A 20,091-nucleotide genomic window follows, 5' to 3' on the forward strand; every position below is an offset into this window, starting at 1 on the left:
GGGATGGAGCAGCCTGGTAGCTCGTCGGGCTCATAACCCGAAGGTCGTCGGTTCAAATCCGGCTCCCGCAACCAACTGAAATTATATAATAGGCACGCGAAAGCGTGTTTTTTTATGCCTGAAATTCAGGTTCAGAGCCCGAAGGTCGTCGGTTCGCCCTCAAAATTCACCCGTTAATTCTACGGGTAGGTTGGTTTGAGCGCAGCGAAACCCAACATAAACAGAGCTATCAGCTTTCAGCCGTCAGACGTCAGTTGATCAGAGCGATAGGCTTGACCTAGAACCTAGCACCTAGCACCTTTACCCCGCTAACTCGCTAACTCGCTAACTCGCTAACTCGCTAACTCGCTAACTCGCTAACTCGCTAACTCGCTAACTCGCATCTAAATCCAACCCCTTGATATCTATCTTGGTTATTCATCCCTAAATTGGGAAATGATTATGAATGTTAGCTGAACTGAACTACGCTTGATTAATAACTAATAATAAATGTGTAGATTTAGGGATGATCCGTTTTTTAATTGCGCTGTTAGCACTTCTGTTTTTACCTTCAGCTTTGTGTGCATTTCAAAACTACGATATTGATGATGGTCTATCGCAAAGTGTTGTCTTTGATATTGTTCAAGACCAGCAAGGTTTTATCTGGATTTCAACACAGGCAGGTTTAAACCGTTTTGATGGTAATGAGTTTACTGTATTCACTGCCTCTGATGAGACGAATAGTCTAGCGAATAACTATATTTACCCATTGGCAATAGACAACGAGTCAACGCTGTTTATAGGCACTCGAAATAGTGGTGTAAACCAACTCGCATTACATAATTATCAATTTTCTGAGCCGCTTTTAAAAGAGCGCCGCATTACCAGTTTATTGGTGGCGCAACAGCAAGTTTATATTGGCACTTACGACGGCAGCCTGTTTCGTTACGATAAGCGAACAGAGCAACTTGAAACCTTAATAACAGGGTTAAAAAAACCTATTTATGCGCTATCAAAAATCGCTGACATACTTTGGATAGGAACGCATGGTGCTGGGTTACTTCATTATGATCTTATTAATAAACAACAAATTAATACTGTTTTTTCTGGCTTTGCTGAGCCAGTAAACATTCATGCTAGTGTCTTTGCTATCAAACAGGCCGCTGATGGCAGTATTTGGTTGGCAAGTCAGGGCGGCGGTTTGTATAAGATTGAGCTAAGCACCAAAACAATAACGCAGTGGTTGACTTCTAATGATGATAATTCTGGGCTTAGTAGTAATGAGATTCGTGATATTGAGTTTGATAGCCAAGGCCGAGTTTGGCTAGCAACGCGAGGTGGCGGAATTAATGTTTACGACCCTATTGATGCAAGCTTCATTGTTTTAGCGCATGACCCGTTTGATAAATATAGTCTTGCTCATGACCGGGTATATAGTATCTACCGAGACAGTAGTGACATCATGTGGTTTGGTACTGCACATGGGATCAGTAAGCTCGACCCAGCATCATTGCAATTTAGTAAGTTAAAAAAGCCAACGTCACTTTCAAGTAACGATGCGTGGGCGTTATTTGAAGACTCAAAGCAACGTATTTGGTATGGCAGCTGGGGTGGCGGTATCGATATTCTTGATCAGCAATTAAATCGTTTAGATCGCATAACCACCGAAAGTTCACCGTATTCAATCAGTAGCAATGCAATTAAAGCCATCGCCGAAGATCGTAATGGCGATATATGGATTGGCAGTTGGCAGCAAGGGATTGATGTTTTGCATAACGATGGCAGCATCAGTCACTTTCGAGCAGGTGAAGGAGAGCATGGCTTAACTGAAAACAGTATATATGCCCTTTTAGTCGATGAGAAAAATAATGTTTGGGTCGGCACTAATGGAGGGGGGTTGTTTTGCTTTGATAGGCAGCGCGGCAAATTTATTAGTTTTGCGCAGCCTGTAGCGAATACACAACTTGTAATTCCAACGGCGCGGGTGACGAGTTTATACAAAAGCTCGCAAGCAGATCTGTGGATAGGCACAGATGGTGATGGGGCTTATCACTATAACGCTGCAACCGATACCCTCACTAATTATCGCAAAGGCGACTTGGCTTTATCTGATAATACAGTGCGAGCGTTTTTAAAAATTGATCAGCAAATGTGGCTCGCAACATCGAACGGCTTAAATATTATTGATTTGAGCAACCAGCAAGTTCTTCAGCTTAATGTCGCTCAAGGCCTTCCTAATCAAGTCGTTTATGCGTTGTTAAAAGACAATGAAGATAGGGTCTGGCTAAGTACTAACAACGGCCTCGCTAAAATAGACCCTGCAACCATGAGCATAAAAAATTATAAAGCTCGACATGGCTTACAAGGTAATGAATTTAATGCCGGTGCTTATTTAAAAACCCGTGATGGCCGTTTGATGTTTGGTGGCACTCAAGGGGTTAGTGTCATTAATCCTGCTGACCTTGAAGTTAATACTATTGGCGGGCAATTAGCACTCACTAGTTTGCAGTTTGATGATGAGGATGTGGTAAATCAGGGAGTCAGCCGTTTAGGCAGTTTATACCAAATAGAAAAAAGCCGTTCAGTGACTATTCCTGCGGGAATTAAACGGGTTCATTTTCAGATTGGTTACCTACACTACTCTGAGCCACAGACTAACCAGTACTCCTATCAGTTAGCAGGCTTTGAACAGCAATGGCGAAAAGCTACAGGGTCGTTTTTATCTGTTGACTACACTAATCTTCCTGCTGGTAAATATCAGTTGAAAGTTAATGCTAGTAGTGAAAATGGGGCAAATGCGCTCACCCCATTACTGTTAAACATAACGGTTCTTGCGCCTTGGTGGCAAACAAGTGAGTTTTATTTGCTAGCAGCTATGCTGATTTTGGCTATGGTGTGGTTATTCACAGTGCTTTGGACTCGCCGTATACGCAAACAAAAATATTATCTGGAGCAACTTGTTAGCGAACGCACTGACGAAATCGCAGAGCAAAAAATGCTAATCGAACAGCAAGCTGACGCTCTGAGTGACTCACTCGAAAATAAAGTGCGTTTTTTCACACATGCATCCCATGAATTACGTACTCCTTTGAGTTTGTTAATTGCGCCGTTGCAAAAGCTCATAGCAGATGAGCGAAATACTGAAAAGCGTGAGCAACTGAATTTGGTATTGCGTAATAGCCGGCGTTTAGAAAACTTGGTCGATAAGCTACTAACCTTGACTCGCTATGATGAGCGTCATGAAGAGATTATTAAAGTTGTATCATTATCGGCAATAGCCAGAGAGGTCGCGGGGCAGTTTGCTGTATTAGGTGAAAAGCCTATCGACTTTAAGGTTGATATTGAAGAGGCTGTATTTATTGAAAGCACCCGAGAAGGGGTGATCACGATTCTTACTAATCTATTAAGCAATGCTTTTAAATATACTCAGCAAGGCCAAGTCAGCTTAATCGTAAGCGCATCAGGTGAGTTTGCCTACATAGAAGTAACAGACACAGGTAAAGGCATCGCAGACGCTGAAAAAGACAAGGTGTTTGATACTTTCTACAGAGTAAGTAGTCATGCAAATGTAGAAGGCAGTGGCGTAGGTTTAGCTATCGTTAAACGTCTGGTCGATAAATACAAAGGCAATATTGTGTTGGCAAGTCGTTTAGGAGAAGGAACTAACTTTAAACTCGCATTTAAAACAGCACAATTTGCAGAGCAAGTTCCTGTTGATAGTACAAGCCTAAAATCAAAAGTGAGTCATGACAAAGCGAGTGTATTAATTATTGAAGATAATGACGAGCTACGTCATTACCTAAAAACAGAGTTACAGCACCGCTATCAAGTATTATTAGCTGAAGATGGTCAGATCGGTTTGCAAATAGCGCTGAGCCAAGTACCAGATTTAATTATTACTGATCTAATGATGCCAAAAGTCGATGGCTTTACTGTTTTAGATTCATTACATAATTCGCCCGTTACTTGTCATATTCCGGTGATTATTTTGACCGCCAAGGGAGACTATGAAACCCGAGTAAGTAGTTTGCAACAGCATGCGCTAGATGTGATCACAAAACCATTTGATAGAGAAGAGCTTTTTTTAAAGGTTGAGAATTGGATACATTGGGTCAATTTATATTCTCAACAGCAAACTATGGATGCGCCTGATCATGTTGAGACAAAGCAACCGGTTGTGGTTGATCCTCGTGACAAACAGCTGCTTGAAAAGCTTGAGTTGTATGTTGCTGAGCATTACCAGCAACAAGGTTTCTCTATGGTGAATTGTGCGAAAGAATTAGCGCTTAGTGAGCGTCAATTACAACGTAAGTTAAAAGTTCTATTAAACATTACTCCTAGTGAGTATTTGCGTAATTATCGACTGAGTAAAGCTGCTGAATTACTAAGACAAGGGCGACAAATAAGCTTAGTAATAGACGATGTGGGCTTTTCGTCACGCTCGTATTTTTCTAAATTTTTCAAAGCAAAATATGGTATGACGGCGAAAGAATACCAATGCCATTATGTATAACTCGTTGTTTGTTATTGAAATGTCGTATTTGAGTACATTTTTGTCGGCATTCAGCATACTTATTTCTTGTAACTAATCTACCCTTGAACCTTAACGTAAAATGAACCGCTTTGATGGGATCTCGGGTGTTCATATTTGACGGGCAAACATGACTGAATTCAGATTATGGTTAAGGACGACACTGAGATCCCGCCTTTATTCATGTTCAAAATAGGTTTTGCTTCCCTTGAGTTATGGCAACTGTGCATGCAGTTGCCTCTTTTTAGGGGAATACAACACACAATGTAAGGATTAGCATGATGAGCCCCCCTAATTTTCATTCCATAAAGTATCTAAAGCAATTATTACTAGCGACAAGTCTTGTCGCTTTAACCGCTTGTGGTGGAGGCGGTGGAGGTGGTGATGACGATGATGATACCCCTCCCGTCGCTACAAACAAAAATCCCACGGTATCTATTAGTAGTGATAGCAGCGTAACAGAAGGTGGTGAATTAGTCCTACAAGCGACAGCAACAGACAGTGATGGCACAATTGCAAGTTACGCATGGCAGCAAACATCAGGTCCAGATCTAACACTTACCGGCAGCGATACAAGTACACTTACGATCACCGCGCCTGAGATCGAAGATGATGCAGATGTCGTTGTTTCACTGACAGTCACCGATGATGATGGTGCAACCGCCACAGCAACAGTAACGATTGAGCTTAAACGTAAAGTGCTCAGCGTAACGATCACCGGTATTGTAACCGATGAGCCGATTATCAACTCAAGTATTGTGGTGCAGATTGGTGATGAACAATTTGAGATTACCGCTGATGCACAAGGCCGCTATAGCGTAAACATTGAGGTTGATGACTCAGATGCTGATGAACTGGTTAAGCTGGTGGCGTTGGGTAATAACTCCATTGATCCGGGCGTTGAATTTGTATCCCAACTGAAGTCTATCGCAACGCTTGTTTCACAAGCAGGAGCCGATGGCACATTAAGCAAAGATGAAAACTTTGGCGTAAACATTACTAATGTCAGTACTGCAGAGTTTGCACTTTTAAGCCGCGACGGTGCAAACATCGATTCTGAACAAGCATTAGATGAAGCTTTACTCGCTGTTGATGCTGACGAAAAACTGCTACTTGCAGCGTTAATTAAGATCATTGTAGATAATGATGACTATGAACTACCAGAGGGTGTCGATTCGACCCTTGATTTAATATCTAGCGCTGAACAAATTGATGATTTTATAAATACAGTTGAAAGCCAAGATCCAGGATTAATCGACTCTACAAAAGAAGAGATTAAAGATGATGATGAACTCGTTGATCAAACAATCAATAATCTGACCGGCAACTATTTATTAATGCAGCCACAATATTATCGAACTTCAGTTGGGCAGTTTGAGTTTAATAATGATGGTACCGGGTATGTCAGTTTACTGGATGTTGATACTGACTTTAGTTGGTCGCAACAAGAGCAAGACATCACAATTACTTTGGCTGAGCCAGCATTAATGAGTTGCTTTGTGGTTACTGATGGAAACGATGAACAGCTAGATGTTTGTGAGTACTTAGTTGAGTTAGACCTAACTATTCTTCTTGAAAACGATGCAAACAGAACGGTTGAGTTTTTCCGTAAAAGCGAAACACGCATAACCAGTTCAGATGTTGTATATAGAACTACAGAATCGAACTATAACGCCACCCTTATTGAACAACAGCAAACACTTGCTGTGACAGCTGATGAACTTATTGGTAATTGGGTTATTGATAACCTAAGCGAGTTTGGTGGATATAGTAGTGCAGTAAGTGTTGAGTTACTTTCTGGTGGAACAGGAACGCTCATTGATAACGATAACGCGCCTGTTAGTGTGACTTGGCAAGTTGATGGGAATCGACTGCTTATAAGCAATAATGCAGAAACTATTAGTTACGACATCGCTATTTGGCTCGTTAAAAATGTACAAGTGGGCTATCAATTTGCGGCATCACTCGAAGCTAAAGCGGACGATAGCTCACGTACAGTCACAGGTTTAATGGTGAGAGATAATCAGCTTTCATTTACTAAGCCAGACCTACTGGGTAAATGGACTGTTTACCAAGGCTATAACTCACCTCAAACAGACCTCCACTATGATGTGTATGATGATGGTTTAATGAACTTTAACCTGAATCAAAACTTTCGTTCTTGGCAAGTAAGCAGTGAGGGAGTGTTCTTAAGATATAACTATTTTACGAGCAATGGTGTTCAGCCAATTTGTCCTGAAGGGGAAGTTTGCCAAGTATACAGTGAGTTCTCGCAGCGATTATTAGCCACTAACAATGGTCAAAACTTTACCTATCGTAAATATCGCTTTTTTAACTATGATGGTTCGGAGCGTGTCGAAGATTATTCATCTCATCTGCGTAACTTCTCTGTGTCAGATGAGTATGGGGTAACCAAATTCGCACCCTATTGGTTAGAAGAAAACGCAAGTTTTGATAATAATGGCTACCCAATTACAACTAACTACATTGAACTTTATTCACCAAGAGAGTTAGGTGTAGAAACCATTAAAATAGCGACTATTTATGATGAGATGACGGCTGAGTATAGCCATCAAATCACCTTCACTTACCTTGGAGTGGTCAATCAATACAACTACAGTTTAGCGTCAGGGAAATTACTATTTGATAGCATGAAGGCTGAAGTGAGTGACTTTGATCGAAACTTCTTAACTATTTGCGTGTATGAGCAAGCAGGTAGTTGTACTGAAGATGCTAAACAAGCGTGGTACTTTGATAAGGCAATGGCTGAAGAGCAAGTTGTTGTAGAGCGTCCAGCAACGGATCATCCATTAGATGGGGCTTGGCAGCTTGCTGATGAGCCTGATGTCGCGGTAATTATTCGTGATGGAAAATGGTTACAAATACAAGGAATGGACGACCCTGATGATGATACCGCATTCCCTGGTTTTGAAATTGGTGACTTTACTTGGGATGAAACAACAGGCGCTTTTGATGTCACTATTACGAAAGATACCAATGGTAGTTTCGGTATAGATGATGCTGGCAGTATTGTTGCCAGTGTTGATGGAGATACGCTGACATTCGATATCGAAGGTGAGGGTATTATTACGCTAAGTAGAATCTACAGTGAATCAAACCCGCTAATAGGGGGTTATACATATGGCTCTTACGATGGAGATTTCTTCATTGCTGTATTTAAAGAGGATGGCACTTTCTTAGAGCTTGCTCATGATACTGAGTTTGATGAGTTAGGTATATCAGGTGGTTACTACACCTATGATGCAGAAACTCAAAAGGTAGTGGTTGATTTCTATGTAAAAACCTATGGTGACCCAATTGAATTAGCTGACCCTTACTTTATTGTGAAGCCACAAGGTAACTTTATACAGTTCAAAGACGGCGATGATTTTGGCCTCTTCGAACGCGTTACACGAGTTATTGATCAAGCAGCTTTCACTGAAGCAGATCTTATTGGCTCACATGTATTTACCTTTATGGCTGATGATGGCAGTGGTTTAGAAACCTCTAATGTCGTTATAAGTAATGATGGTACTGCAACATTTGAGTTAGATGGTGAAGTACGCTCAGCAGAGTGGGCATTAGATCTTGGGTCCTTGATGATGTATAGCGAACCAACAGCTACGCAAAATTATGGCTATGGTGTGACTATGACACCCGTAATAACCATTGAAGGTGGTTTTAGTGTAGCAACGCTAGGTTTCGAAGTACCTGAAACCTACGATGATAATGATGATCCCGAGTTACACACTTTTGTATCGGGCAGTTTAATTAAGCAGTAATTTTCTGAGCCCAGTAGCAGCAATGCTACTGGGCTTTTTTGAGGAGTTAGTTTATGAAAGCGTTATATTTCTCAGTATTACTTCTTACCCTTAGTGGGTGCCAAACGATGGATGCAATGCAAGAAGACATTAGTGATTTAAGTAATAGCTTGTTTTCAAGTGAAGATATGAGCGAAGAGTCACAAGATGCATTCTTAAAAGCACAAGAGGCATTTTATGAAGCCGACAATGTTCGTAAGAAACATGCGCAATTAAATGCTCAAGAACGAAGCTTATGGGTTGAGTTAGAAGATGATTACAACATCTTATTAGCTGCGCCAAGTAAAGCCACTGAGAAGGAATCTTACTTTTCAGACTCCACACTTGCAGACAGCGTTATGATGCAGAGTTTAAAGTTTATTGAGCTGGTCGAAAAAGGCGAGTAATAGAAACTTCGCTTAAAAGATTGAAAAGTTTATGTTACAACGGCACTAACATTACTTTTTAGTTACAAACATGACTGAACTTTACCATTGGTTTGATTTATTCGGCGTAGCCGTGTTTGCAGTTTCTGGAACGCTACTGGCGTACAACAAAAAAATGGATGGCTTTGGGGTTGTTGTGTTAGCCACAGTCACTGCTATTGGCGGTGGGACTGTGCGCGACGTTATTTTAGATGTTCCTGTATTTTGGCTACATGATCAAAGCTACTTTTGGGCTATTTTATTGTCTGTATTTGTCACCACTCGATTAATCAATAAGCAGCGTTCTATTTCACTTAATGCGCTGCAAGTGGCAGATGCTTTCGGTTTGGCATTTTTTGCGGTGATGGGCACACAAAAAGCCATGCTAGCAGGTATGCCAGATACCACCGCGATTATCATGGGTGTAATAACAGCCTGTTTTGGCGGTGTTATCCGCGATGTGCTGGCTGGAAATATGCCGATGCTATTAAAGGGCGAGCTCTATGCCATTGCTTGTATCGCTGGTGGCATTGTTTATACATTAAGTATCTCGTTGGGTTTAGTGACTGAAGTAGCTATGATATTAGCTATGCTTATGACCTTATTACTGCGTTTAGCTGCAATGAAATGGCAACTGACATTACACGTTTTTAAATATCCCGACTAAACTTAATTTAAGGATGAATGATAGGGACATCATGGATCGTGTCTTTAGCTAGAATATTTTCTCGTGCACAAGTGGGTGTGCAAGCTCCTGAAGTGATTGTAGAAGTACACTTAGGAAATGGCTTGCCCGCTTTTCATATCGTTGGCTTACCTGAAGCGTCAGTCAAAGAGTCAAAAGATAGAGTGCGTAGCGCACTCGAAAACTCTCAGTTTGGTTTTCCAGATCAACGAATAACCGTCAACCTTGCGCCTGCTGATTTACCTAAAGAAGGTGGTCGTTTTGATCTGGCTATTGCTGTGGGGATTTTAGTTGCCTCTGGGCAAATAAACTGCCCTGATATTCATCGTTATGAGTTTTACGGAGAGTTGGCTTTAAATGGTGAGGTAAGAGGGGTTAATGCTATCTTGCCTTCGGTGTTAGGAGCGAAAGAGCAGGGTCGCTGTTGTTTCTTACCCGCTGAAAACGACAATCTCGCAAGTCTTGTGTCGGGCGTTTCTCGAAAAGCCGTTTACTCCTTACAAGATGTTTGGAATGACTTATTAAATCAGCAACCTCTGCCACTTAATATTTGTTATCCAGAGCAGCAGTCGCAGCGTGACTTGCTACTCGATTTAAGTGATGTGAAAGGCCAACCTGGCGCCAAAAGGGTACTCGAAATAGCAGCCGCTGGTGGCCATAATTTATTGTTTATTGGCCCTCCAGGTACTGGCAAGTCAATGCTTGCCCAGCGTATGCCTACGATTATGCCAACCATGTCGGATGATGAAGCAATTAGTACTGCCGCGTTATATTCGATAATTGGTCAATCGGTTGATTTATCGAATTGGCGTGAACGCCCCTTCAGAAATCCACATCATACTTGCTCTGCTGTTGCCCTTGTTGGTGGCTCTTCGAATCCTAAACCGGGGGAAATTTCTCTTGCTCATAATGGCGTATTGTTTTTAGACGAGCTGCCCGAATTTGAGAGAAAGGTGCTCGATTCACTGCGTGAACCAATGGAAACGGGCGTGGTGACTATATCGCGAGCGGCACGACAAATGGAATTTCCATCGCAATTCCAGCTGATCGCCGCATTAAATCCAAGCCCTACAGGAAGCCATACAGATAAGCGTGCAACGCCAGATCAAGTATTGCGGTATTTATCTCGAGTATCTGGACCATTTATCGATAGGATTGATTTACAAATTGAGCTGCCGAGACTCACCAGTAGCCAATTACAGAGCACGCAAGTAGAAGAAAGCAGTGAACAAGTAAGAGCCAGAGTTGAAAGAGCTTATGCAATTCAACTTAACCGGCAAGGCAAAGTGAATGCGCGCTTGAATAATAAAGAAATGAGCATTCATTGTGAGTTGGCAGCTGCTGAGCTGCAGTTTTTAGCAAAAGCCAGCGAAAAGCTGGCTTTGTCACCACGCTCGTATCATCGTGTTATTAAAGTTGCACGCACAATTAGCGACTTGAAAGCACAGCCAGCAATTACCTTAAATGAATTAAAAGAGGCGTTGAATTATCGCGCCTTTGAACGGTTAATTAGCCAATTAACGCAGTATTAGTAAGCTTGCTAAATAGACAGCATGTAGCCTTTGCCGCGAACGGTAACGATACGTTTTTGGTCTTTTTCATCGCTTAATTTTTTACGTAAGCGGCCAATAAGCACATCAACGGTTCGATCGCTTGGGCTCCAATCTGGTTGACCTATTTCTTCGGAAATTTTTTCACGCGATGTCGCTTTACCCGCATTTGCAATAAGGCAAATAAGTACCTTGTGCTCTGCTTCGGTAAGACGAGACTCTTCACCATTAGGGGTCACTAATGTGCGGTTATCTGGGTGCAGTTTAAAATCGGCATATTCAATAAACTCTTCACTCTCATCATCTTGCTGAGAGCCTTTTATGCGCTTAAAAAGAGCGCGCATTCGAAGTTCAAGTTCAAGTAAGTCAACCGGCTTGCAAATATAGTCATCGGCACCTTGTGCAAGACCAGCAATACGGTCAGCTTGCGAGTCACGACTAGACAGCACAATAACGCCAATATCAGTCAGTGCATTAAGTTCTTTGGCAAGCAAAAGCCCATCGCGTTTTGGTAACACAATGTCGATAACGGCTAGAGAAACTGCTTCTTTAGTTGAAGCACGCGATTGCACAATGCTTAATGCATCGGCCCCCGTTGAATCTACCTCAATATTAAACTCAGTTTCTTTAAAATGATTTAGAATGCGTTTAACGAGTAGTTCGTCGTCTTCAACCAATAAAACTTGAATAGTCATTCGCTTTAATTTCACACTTGATTTGTTGTTATGTTAGCACTGTATGGCAAAGGCTGAGAAGTGTATTGGCGAGGTTTGTAACTATTTCTTACAATTTAATGGCTTAGCTATAGTTGAAAAGGGTGAAAGCTGAGCACTCGCACAGTACTCAGCCAAGTGATTAAACTACTTTTCAGGATAAAGGTATTGCCACCATTGTGGCTGATCTTTTAAGTTTTTATCGAAATAAGCCAACATGGTATTCCACCAGTCGAAGCGTTTATCACGAGCAAAAATTTGGTGATCTGCACCTTTGTACTCAATCAGGTCAACATCTTTACCTAATAACTTTAATGCGGTGTACATATTGTGGCTTTCACCAACCGGTACGTTGGTATCCGAATCACCATGAAGGAGTAATAACGGCGTTGTTACTTTGTCAGCATGAAACACCGGGCTGTGTTGGCTATAAAGTGTAGGATTGTTCCACGGGTAGCTATTTTTAGATGCCTCAGCTGAGTATAAGTAACCCCACCAACCTTGGCCCCAGTACGAGGTGATATTTGAAATCCCTGCATGGGCAATCGATGCACTGAACATATCTGTTTTAGTTGCGAGTAGCATGGTCATAAAGCCACCGTAAGAGGCCCCTAAATTACCTACACGCTTACTATCTACAAAGTTATATTTATCTAAAAAAGCTTTTGTGCCGTCGATGATGTCGTTGGCGGTGTATTCACCCCATGCGTTGACGTGTTTAGCCGAGAACTCTTGGCCAAAGCCGGTTGCGCCAGTAGGTTGTACAACGTAAACAACATAGCCATGCTCAGCCCATAGGTTAAATGGGTAGCGACCGGTAAAACCACGAGTTACTGGCGAAGTGCCACCATAATAATAAACCAATGCAGGGTATTGTTTATTGCTATCTAAATCATGCGGTAAATAAACGCGACCCTTAATTTCAATGCCATCTTTATTAGTAAAGTTAAACTCTTCCAATGAGGCTACATGCGTATTTTCATAGCCAATTGGCTTAGAGTCCCACATTACTTTAGCGCGGCTCTTACCTAAGCTTAGTTGTTTTAACTGCTGAGGTGTTGACGCTGTGGTGCCGGTAACCAAAATGCGCGGGGTGCGTTCGTGTGAATAGCTAACTTGCTCAACAACATCAAAGCCCGTATTCACTTTATTAAAACGCTTTTTGCTTAAGTCGAATTGATAAAGTTGTACAGTATCTTGCTCGGTAACTTTAATCAGTGCATCACCGTTTTTAAGTACGTTTAACTGGCCGATAGCCGGGTTAAACTCTTTACTTAAAGGGGTTGCTTTTTTACCGTCACGGCTGAGTAAATAAAGTTGACCATCATAGTTATTAGCAAGCATCCCTTCAGGAAGGTTACGACCTAAGCCGTTATTAAAATCTGGTCCGGCAGTGACATAAATTCCGTCGTCAGTATATTTAGCCTGATTAAATGTTTTGTATTGACCAAGTACCGTAAGAGCCGATGTAGTTAGGTTTAGCTCAACAAGTTCTGTTGCTGGCTGTGGTGATAGCTGCATTGCTTGTGCTGAGCGGCTCATTAAGACGTGACCGCTTTTAGCATCAAAATCTTCAAGTGAATGGCTAAGTGGGCCTTGGCTTAAGATTTTGCTAAGACCTGTTGATATATCGAGTAAATATACTTGCGATGTAGTACGAGCATAAGACCAGCGGTCTTGCAGGCCTTGGTAATGTTTAGTGAGCTTGCCATTGTCTGTTGGGGACTTTGACCAACTAAAAATTAAGCTGTTGTTATCAAAAAACTGAAAGCTATTCGCACCAGAGAGGTTTTTAGCAATGACGCTAAGTTGCATGGTTTTTAGGTTTAAACGCTTAAGCTCGCCATTTAATAGATACACTAAACTTTTGCTATCTGGGCTCCAAGTAATGTTACTTGGTTGGGCTGACTCAAAGCGATAAAGTGTATTGTTTTTTTCGTCTTTAAGTTCAGTAACATATTGCGCTTGATTAGCGGTTGCATCTTCGTAATGACGTTGGCTAGTAATGAAGTAATCACCATTTGGTGCCATTGAAATATAACTGACTGTTGGCGCATCAAATAATTGCTTAGCAGACAAACCGTGTTGTTGTTTAGCGCTAAATTGCACAGTATCTAGTTCTGACTTAGCCGTAAAATCAAGCTCAACCTCATTCCAGTTGGCTACTTGCTCAGTGATGATAACAAACTGATGATCGCCTTGGCTTAAAGCTAGCTCATAGCTTTTATTTTTTTCTGTTTGCTTTTCACCATCAATAAATAGCTGTGCGTTTTCAATGCCTTTAAGTGTTAATGAGCCTTGGCTAAAACGTTCGGTTGAGGCGGTAAATTTGAGTGCTTGCAAACCACCAAGTGTTAGCGCACTCACTTTGTCGAATGATTGCCAGTCAAGCTCATTACCAAAAACGCGTATGCTATCGCTGCTTTTTTGCAAGCTAGGTAATAGGTTAGCAATAATGGCATCGCGATGATCCGTTTGATATGGCTTAAGTTGCATATCTTCGCCAAGAGGGCCAATAAATTGCACCGCTGATTTATCAATGGCAGCGGCCATCGCTGTATTACTTAACGCACATAACGCTAATGCACTGAATGTTGTTTTTAGCTTGGCTGATTGGCTTAGCCAAGTAGTTGAAAGTGTCATAGTTTCGCCTGTTGAAGGTAATTTAAACCAATATAGCACGCTGCAAATTACCCAAAAAGTGCTCTGCGTTAGATTGCAGTCGGGTTTGAGCTTGTGGTTTTCAATTGCTATGGTGAGCAGGTTAACTTTTTAAGAGGGCTTACAGTGACATTGTTACTTGTTTATATGTTTGTTGCCATTGCGGTTTCGTTTTTGTGCTCAGTGATGGAAGCGGTACTGTTAAGTATTACGCCAAGTTATGTTGCCATGCTCAGAAAGCAACAACCACAATTGGCAAAACGTGTTGGTAAGCTTAAAGACAATATAGACCAACCGTTGGCGGCAATACTCACGTTAAATACCATAGCGCACACAGCAGGTGCCGCTGGCGTTGGCGCACAAGCTGCAGTAGTGTTTTCAGATGCTGCGGTTGGCGTTGCCTCTGCAATTATGACGCTATTGGTACTAGTGCTTTCTGAAATTATACCTAAAACATTAGGGGCTAATTATTGGCGAGGATTAACACCCATTGTTAGTGTGAGCCTAATTTGGTTGGTGTTTATTCTAAAACCTTTTGTATGGTTTGCAGATATTCTAACGCGCTTTTTGGGGCGTAATTACGATGAAGCCTACTATATTCGCCAAGAAATTGAAGCCATGGCTGATATTGGTACTGAGTCTGGAGCGCTTGGGCAAGATGAATCTGAAATCATACGCAGCTTGCTGCACTTTCGTCATGCCAAGCTCGATACTTTAATGACACCACGTACGGTGCTTTTTAAAGTACATAAAGACTTAACAGTAAACCAATACTTGGCGGAGCATGGTTCTTCATCGTTCTCTCGAGTATTGGTTTATGACAAAAATGGTGATGATATTATTGGTTTTGCACACAAAAATGACATTATGCTGGCATATCATCGTTTAGGTGAAGACTATAAAATTAGCAAGCTTGTTAAGCCTATTTACACCGTACCAGAAACCTTGCATGTGCCGACTTTACTCGAAACCTTACTGTCTGAGCGCACGCATATTTGTTTAGTAGTTGATGAATATGGTGATGTACAAGGTATTGTCACTCTTGAAGATTTAATTGAAGCATTAATGGGGCTTGAAATTGTTGATGAACATGATCAATCAGCCAATATGCAAAAAGTCGCCAAACAGCGTTGGCGACAACGTTTAGAATCGAGCAATACCATCGTCAGTGACGATAAGCGTAAACCTTAGCGGCGATGTCCTGCTGCGGTTTTTACCATTTGCCGCCATGAAAGTGACCAATTTAAAAAGTCTTCTTTAGCTTTCGGGCGGCACAGCAAAAAGCCCTGCATTAAAATAAACTCTTTGTAGCGGTCGAGGTATTCAAGCTCTTCAACTCGCTCAATCCCTTCGGCCACAATAGCGAGATCTTCTTGTATCGCTATATTCACCAAGCTACTAACAATCACCTGGGAAAACTGATCGGTTTCAATATTACTGATCAGGGTGCGATCGATCTTAATTTCGGTAAACGGCAGCGTTTTTAGCTGCTGAACATTGGTAAAGCCAGTCCCAAAGTCATCAAGTGAAATACCAAAACCGCGCATTCGTAAACGGTTGAGTGTTTCGAGTTGTGCAGTGCTGCGAAGAGCATACTGTTCGGTAATTTCTAAAATCACTTCACTGGGTGTTAGATTGTTAAGGTGCAGTATTAAAGCCAGTTTATCTGGGCAGCTTAAGTCCTCGAGTTGCGAAGGGGATAAGTTAAACGCCAGTTTTAAGTTGGGATCAAACTGCTCTTTGATTTCTGCAAAATCGTTAGTGGCTTTTTCAAATAATTGAAAAGTAATAAGGTTTATTAAATCTAGGTCTTCAGCGATACAAATGAAGCGCTCCGGTAAGATAATTTCCTCTTCTTGGCTTGTGTTGATACGGGCAAGCACCTCAATACTTTCAACCCGATTATCGTGGCGATTTATCTTAGGTTGATAAAACGGAATAATTTCATTATGACTGATGGCATGTAGTAACAGCGACTCAGAAATAGGGGTTTTTGTACGCTCAACATGAATAGCAAAGTGCTCAAGCTTTTGCAGTAGTAAATACACTTGATTAAGTTGCACGGGTTTAGTGACGTTACCAATTAAGTGAGCGTTATGCTTACGAGCAAGGTCTGCGGCAAGGTCTATAACTTTAGGATCCATCTCAGAAATAATGGCAATTGCACCTTGGTACTTCATGGCACCTAAGTGGCGAATAAGCTCCATACCATCCATATCTGGCATATTAAGGTCGGTAAAAATTGCATCAAAGAATCGAGGTGCTTTTTTAATTTTTTCTAAAGCTTCTTCTGCACTTAGGCAGGTTGTGATGTGCGGAACCTCAAGCTCATTCAAAATGGCATGCATAACAATCAGGATGGCTTTTGAGTCATCCACTACGAGAATGTGTCTATTTGACTTCACCATATTCACTCCATGAACAAGAACGCTATAGTTAAAAGTAGTAGATAAACGGTATTTCGTCATGTTTTTTGCTTGTTTTGTGGTGCGAAAAATATACCTCCTTGTACCTAAAGGAAATTCGTAATTTTGTAAGGCCTCAGTATAATAGCCGCACTTTTTATTCGTATTTATAAGAACTATGGTCAGACTTCAGCTGAGCCTCGCAGACGAAACCTTTATTTTGCATTTAAACGGCTCACAGTTAATTCAGCTTTTTCATCAACAACAAGCAATTGCCTTCGATAATCCAGAGTCAGAACTTTATGAGTTTGATTTTCAGGGGCAGCGTATTGGGCTTGATACTAGTAAAGTGCACGAAAAAAGCTTAGCAATCTTTGTTAACCAGCAGCAGGTGAGCCAACTTGCTTTACCTGAGTTGCAAGAAGCTGAACCAAAACGCGGCATTATTGGTTTGCTGGCACTGGGCTTTAAATTATTCAAAAGCGCAAAAGTCGTCAAAGCTGCACTCGCTGGTGCGTCAGTTGCCGGTTATGCGTGGCTATTTTCCATTGAATTTGCCTTGATGCTAATTGCTTGCTTGGTGGTGCATGAATATGGTCATGTGCGCGCGATGAAATATTTTGGCATTAAAACTAAAGGTATTTACCTTATTCCCTTTGTGGGTGGTTTGGCTGTTTCTGATGATAAAATTACCACGCGATGGCAAGATGTGGTGATCTCACTCATGGGGCCCGCTTTTGGCTTAATTACCTCAGTGCTGGGAGTAGTGCTTTACTACGCCACTGAAATGGAAATATTCGCCGGTGTGGCGGTACTCAGTGCACTGTTAAACCTATTTAACTTGTTACCTATTCTGCCCCTAGATGGCGGCCATGTACTTAAAAGCATCAGTTTTTCGATGCGTTCATGGATAGGCCTTAGTGTGTGTTTATTAGGCGTGTTATTTGGCTTGTGGTTAAGCTATACCTTCGGCTTGATGCTACTGGTGTTTTTCTTATTTGTAGGGGCGCTTGAGATTATTTTTGAGTGGCGCGGACGCCACTACTCACACCTCATCCCTCTTGATACTTATGGACAAGGTTTTTCAGCGGTAATGTACGCACTGGTTGTTGCAGGTCACGTTGCAGTGATGATGCATTTTGCTGATTCAGAAAGCCCAATCCTAAGTTTGCCAATGAAGATATTAGCAAGTTAGTTAATATTTAAGCACTAAGTTATATTCAGCTTGGTGCTTAAATTTAATTAATATATTTTAATTAATTTTCCACTTTATTTTAGTAATTAAATCTTTAATTTGTGCTGCGTTTCATATTTAGGAAAATTCTGATTTACAAAAATTAGAATGTACCGCTAATTTTAAATTCAAGAGATATAGCAAAAGGATTTTGTTATGAGCTTGTTTAGAAAGGAAGCGATTGCACAGCAAAGTGAACGTTTAACTGGCGTAATCACTTTAGCGCAACCATTATCGATTAAATTAACTGTTGTAACCCTAAGCTCTGTTGCAGCTGCGGTCATAGTATTTCTTTTTACAGCAGAATATTCCCGCAAAGAAACCGTACGTGGTTTTCTCATGCCTAGTAAAGGCGTCATTCAAAGTTTTGCTAATCAAGGCGGAACAATTGAAAAACTTCATGTAAAAGAAGGTGACTCTGTCATTAAAGGACAAGCACTTGCTTCAATTGTTGTTCAGCAAAATGATAGTCAAGGTTTAGATCTCAGTTCACAGTTAGTTGAACAATTAACAGAGCAAATTAAACTTTTGAATCATGAGGTTATGCAAACGAAAGTGTTGCAAAAACAAGAAATACTAAACCTTGAAGCACAGCAAACGCTTTTAAATGAAGAAAAGCTTGCACTACAAAGTCAATTAACACTCGCAGATGAAAAGCTTGACCTATTGCAAAGTCAACAAGCTAATTTCAACCAGCTTAATAAGAGTGGCTTTTTATCAAATATAGAGCGTGAGCAGCAACAACAAGCTTTACTCGATGTTAAGCAAGAAAAGAAAAACTTAGCTCGAATACTGATGCAGCAAAATAATCAACTGAGTCAATTAAGCTTTAATCTTGCTAACGTTCCACAACAATATGCACTTCGCATCAGTAACTTAAAACGAGAAATTTCAGATACACAAAACCAACTATCGCAGTTAAAAAGCAACTATAGCTACACAATTACGGCTAGCAATAATGGTGTTGTTACAGGCATCCAAGTAGTCGAAGGAGAGGTGTTAAGCCAAGCAAAGCTTTTACTGCATATTATACCTGAGGGTTCTGAGTTAGTTGCTGAATTACTATTACCAACGCGCTCCGCAGGGTTTGTAGAAATAGGCAACGAAACTAGGTTACGTTTTGATGCCTTTCCATATCAACGATTTGGTTTTATCAATAGCACTATTAGCCGTATTGATAAGGCACTTATTACACCAAACGAAGTGCGGTTACCTATTGCATTGCAAGAGCCAGTATATCGACTTAGGGCTACCTTAAGTCAGCAGCAAATGTCTGCGTATGGAAAGGCCTTTGAGTTAAAAAGCGGCATGTTGTTTGAGGCAGACATAATGTTAGAACAGCGCACATTAATTGAGTGGTTACTAGAGCCACTGTACAGCCTCAAAGGGCGTGTGAGTTAAGTCAATTAAATTTGAAAGTTTTGGTGGTTTGCTAAATGCAAATTACTAAAAAAGCGGCCAGCTTTAGTTAACTTTAGCGAGCAGCTAAAGCTAGCCTATTAACAACTTATTTTGCCTATATTTTTATATTGCAAAATAAATAATCAACATTTGCTGAGTATAGATATAAATAATCAGCTATACAAATTTGGAGCATCGATATGCGCGAATTAAATGTAAATGAAATTAAAGAAGTAAATGGTGCATTCTCTCTTGATGGCTGTTCTTTGCCAAGCTTTGGTGATATTGCTATTGGCTATGGTGTTGGCGGTGGAACAGGCATGACAATAGGAGCTGCGACAGGATATTCTTCAGCTGCAGCTGCTGGTGGTTTTATTGGTACTGCTTTAGCTGGTTCATTAATGGGAGGTTATTTCATAGGTGTAGGTATTAATCACTTATTTGGGCAATGTGAGGCGTAAGATAATTATTCTCACGCCATTCGCTTTAAATGGCGTGAGATTTTGAAAGGATTATAAAATAGTTTGATATTTTGTGAGGTTATATATGAGTTTGTTTTCTATTTTATTTAGTACTTTTTCAGCTTTTTATTTTTTTTATAAAAACCCTTATTTTTTGAATTGTTCAATTGTGTCGTCTATTGATAAATATAAAAAAGATGTTGGTATAGATGCTAAGTTTATAGATTTTATTTTGATTTTTTCTAG

Annotated in this window: 12 protein-coding genes; 9 read left to right on the forward strand and 3 right to left on the reverse strand. The window is 40.9% G+C overall.

Annotation, left to right across the window (positions count from 1 at the left end):
- The first annotated feature begins 505 nt into the window (after positions 1–505).
- From EXT43_RS19975 to EXT43_RS19995, 5 genes are all read left to right on the forward strand, one after another.
- Positions 506–4,492, forward strand: coding sequence for a two-component regulator propeller domain-containing protein (locus tag EXT43_RS19975; protein WP_130167770.1), 3,987 nt, complete (start codon positions 506–508; stop codon positions 4,490–4,492).
- A gap of 296 nt (positions 4,493–4,788) precedes the next feature.
- Positions 4,789–8,292, forward strand: a complete 3,504-nt coding sequence (locus EXT43_RS19980; protein ID WP_130167771.1) for a hypothetical protein — start codon at positions 4,789–4,791, stop codon at positions 8,290–8,292.
- A 53-nt stretch (positions 8,293–8,345) separates the two neighbouring features.
- Positions 8,346–8,717, forward strand: a complete 372-nt coding sequence (locus EXT43_RS19985) for a hypothetical protein (RefSeq protein ID WP_062564682.1) — start codon at positions 8,346–8,348, stop codon at positions 8,715–8,717.
- Between the two features lie 70 nt (positions 8,718–8,787).
- On the forward strand, positions 8,788–9,402 hold the full coding sequence (locus EXT43_RS19990; RefSeq protein ID WP_130167772.1) for a trimeric intracellular cation channel family protein: 615 nt from the start codon (positions 8,788–8,790) through the stop codon (positions 9,400–9,402).
- 38 nt (positions 9,403–9,440) lie between these two features.
- Entirely contained in the window at positions 9,441–10,952 is a 1,512-nt protein-coding gene (locus EXT43_RS19995; RefSeq protein ID WP_130167788.1) for a YifB family Mg chelatase-like AAA ATPase, read from the forward strand.
- Between the two features lie 8 nt (positions 10,953–10,960).
- Here the strand turns inward: EXT43_RS19995 and EXT43_RS20000 are convergent, their stop codons facing one another.
- Both EXT43_RS20000 and EXT43_RS20005 read right to left on the reverse strand, forming a co-directional pair.
- A complete protein-coding gene (locus tag EXT43_RS20000; protein WP_062564684.1) occupies positions 10,961–11,665 on the reverse strand; it encodes a response regulator transcription factor in 705 nt (234 codons plus the stop codon).
- 165 nt (positions 11,666–11,830) lie between these two features.
- Positions 11,831–14,326, reverse strand: a complete 2,496-nt coding sequence (locus EXT43_RS20005) for a S9 family peptidase (protein ID WP_130167773.1) — start codon at positions 14,324–14,326, stop codon at positions 11,831–11,833.
- Positions 14,327–14,470: 144 nt separating this feature from the next.
- On the opposite strand from EXT43_RS20005, the gene EXT43_RS20010 reads away from it, so the two are divergent.
- Positions 14,471–15,535 (forward strand): hemolysin family protein, encoded by a 1,065-nt coding sequence (locus tag EXT43_RS20010; RefSeq protein WP_130167774.1) that lies wholly within the window; start codon positions 14,471–14,473, stop codon positions 15,533–15,535.
- Here EXT43_RS20010 and EXT43_RS20015 read toward each other — a convergent pair.
- Entirely contained in the window at positions 15,532–16,752 is a 1,221-nt protein-coding gene (locus EXT43_RS20015) for an EAL domain-containing response regulator (RefSeq protein WP_062564686.1), read from the reverse strand. The two genes, EXT43_RS20010 and EXT43_RS20015, sit on opposite strands and share 4 nt — an antisense overlap.
- A gap of 175 nt (positions 16,753–16,927) precedes the next feature.
- Here EXT43_RS20015 and EXT43_RS20020 point away from each other — a divergent pair, with 175 nt between their 5' ends.
- The 3 genes from EXT43_RS20020 (at position 16,928) to EXT43_RS20030 (ending at position 19,845) form a co-directional block, all read left to right on the forward strand.
- Positions 16,928–17,944 (forward strand): site-2 protease family protein, encoded by a 1,017-nt coding sequence (locus EXT43_RS20020; protein ID WP_058583707.1) that lies wholly within the window; start codon positions 16,928–16,930, stop codon positions 17,942–17,944.
- 195 nt (positions 17,945–18,139) lie between these two features.
- The gene (locus EXT43_RS20025; RefSeq protein WP_130167775.1) at positions 18,140–19,384 is read left to right on the forward strand and encodes an HlyD family efflux transporter periplasmic adaptor subunit; all 1,245 of its coding nucleotides are present in this window, start codon (positions 18,140–18,142) and stop codon (positions 19,382–19,384) included.
- Between the two features lie 200 nt (positions 19,385–19,584).
- Entirely contained in the window at positions 19,585–19,845 is a 261-nt protein-coding gene (locus EXT43_RS20030; protein ID WP_130167776.1) for a hypothetical protein, read from the forward strand.
- Positions 19,846–20,091 lie beyond the last annotated feature (246 nt).

Origin of the sequence: Pseudoalteromonas sp. CO109Y (assembly GCF_004208935.1) — a bacterium.
In the GTDB taxonomy this organism is placed as follows: Bacteria; Pseudomonadota; Gammaproteobacteria; order Enterobacterales; family Alteromonadaceae; genus Pseudoalteromonas; species Pseudoalteromonas shioyasakiensis.

Excerpts from the sequence above, each read along its gene's own strand:
- EXT43_RS19990 (WP_130167772.1), top strand. The coding sequence starts at position 8,788 with ATGACTGAACTTTACCATTGGTTTGATTTATTCGGCGTAGCCGTGTTT.
- EXT43_RS20030 (WP_130167776.1), top strand. The coding sequence starts at position 19,585 with ATGCGCGAATTAAATGTAAATGAAATTAAAGAAGTAAATGGTGCATTC.
- EXT43_RS19980 (WP_130167771.1), top strand. The coding sequence starts at position 4,789 with ATGATGAGCCCCCCTAATTTTCATTCCATAAAGTATCTAAAGCAATTA.
- EXT43_RS20020 (WP_058583707.1), top strand. The coding sequence starts at position 16,928 with ATGGTCAGACTTCAGCTGAGCCTCGCAGACGAAACCTTTATTTTGCAT.
- EXT43_RS20015 (WP_062564686.1), bottom strand. The coding sequence starts at position 16,752 with ATGGTGAAGTCAAATAGACACATTCTCGTAGTGGATGACTCAAAAGCC.
- EXT43_RS19975 (WP_130167770.1), top strand. The coding sequence starts at position 506 with ATGATCCGTTTTTTAATTGCGCTGTTAGCACTTCTGTTTTTACCTTCA.
- EXT43_RS19985 (WP_062564682.1), top strand. The coding sequence starts at position 8,346 with ATGAAAGCGTTATATTTCTCAGTATTACTTCTTACCCTTAGTGGGTGC.
- EXT43_RS20000 (WP_062564684.1), bottom strand. The coding sequence starts at position 11,665 with ATGACTATTCAAGTTTTATTGGTTGAAGACGACGAACTACTCGTTAAA.
- EXT43_RS20005 (WP_130167773.1), bottom strand. The coding sequence starts at position 14,326 with ATGACACTTTCAACTACTTGGCTAAGCCAATCAGCCAAGCTAAAAACA.
- EXT43_RS20025 (WP_130167775.1), top strand. The coding sequence starts at position 18,140 with ATGAGCTTGTTTAGAAAGGAAGCGATTGCACAGCAAAGTGAACGTTTA.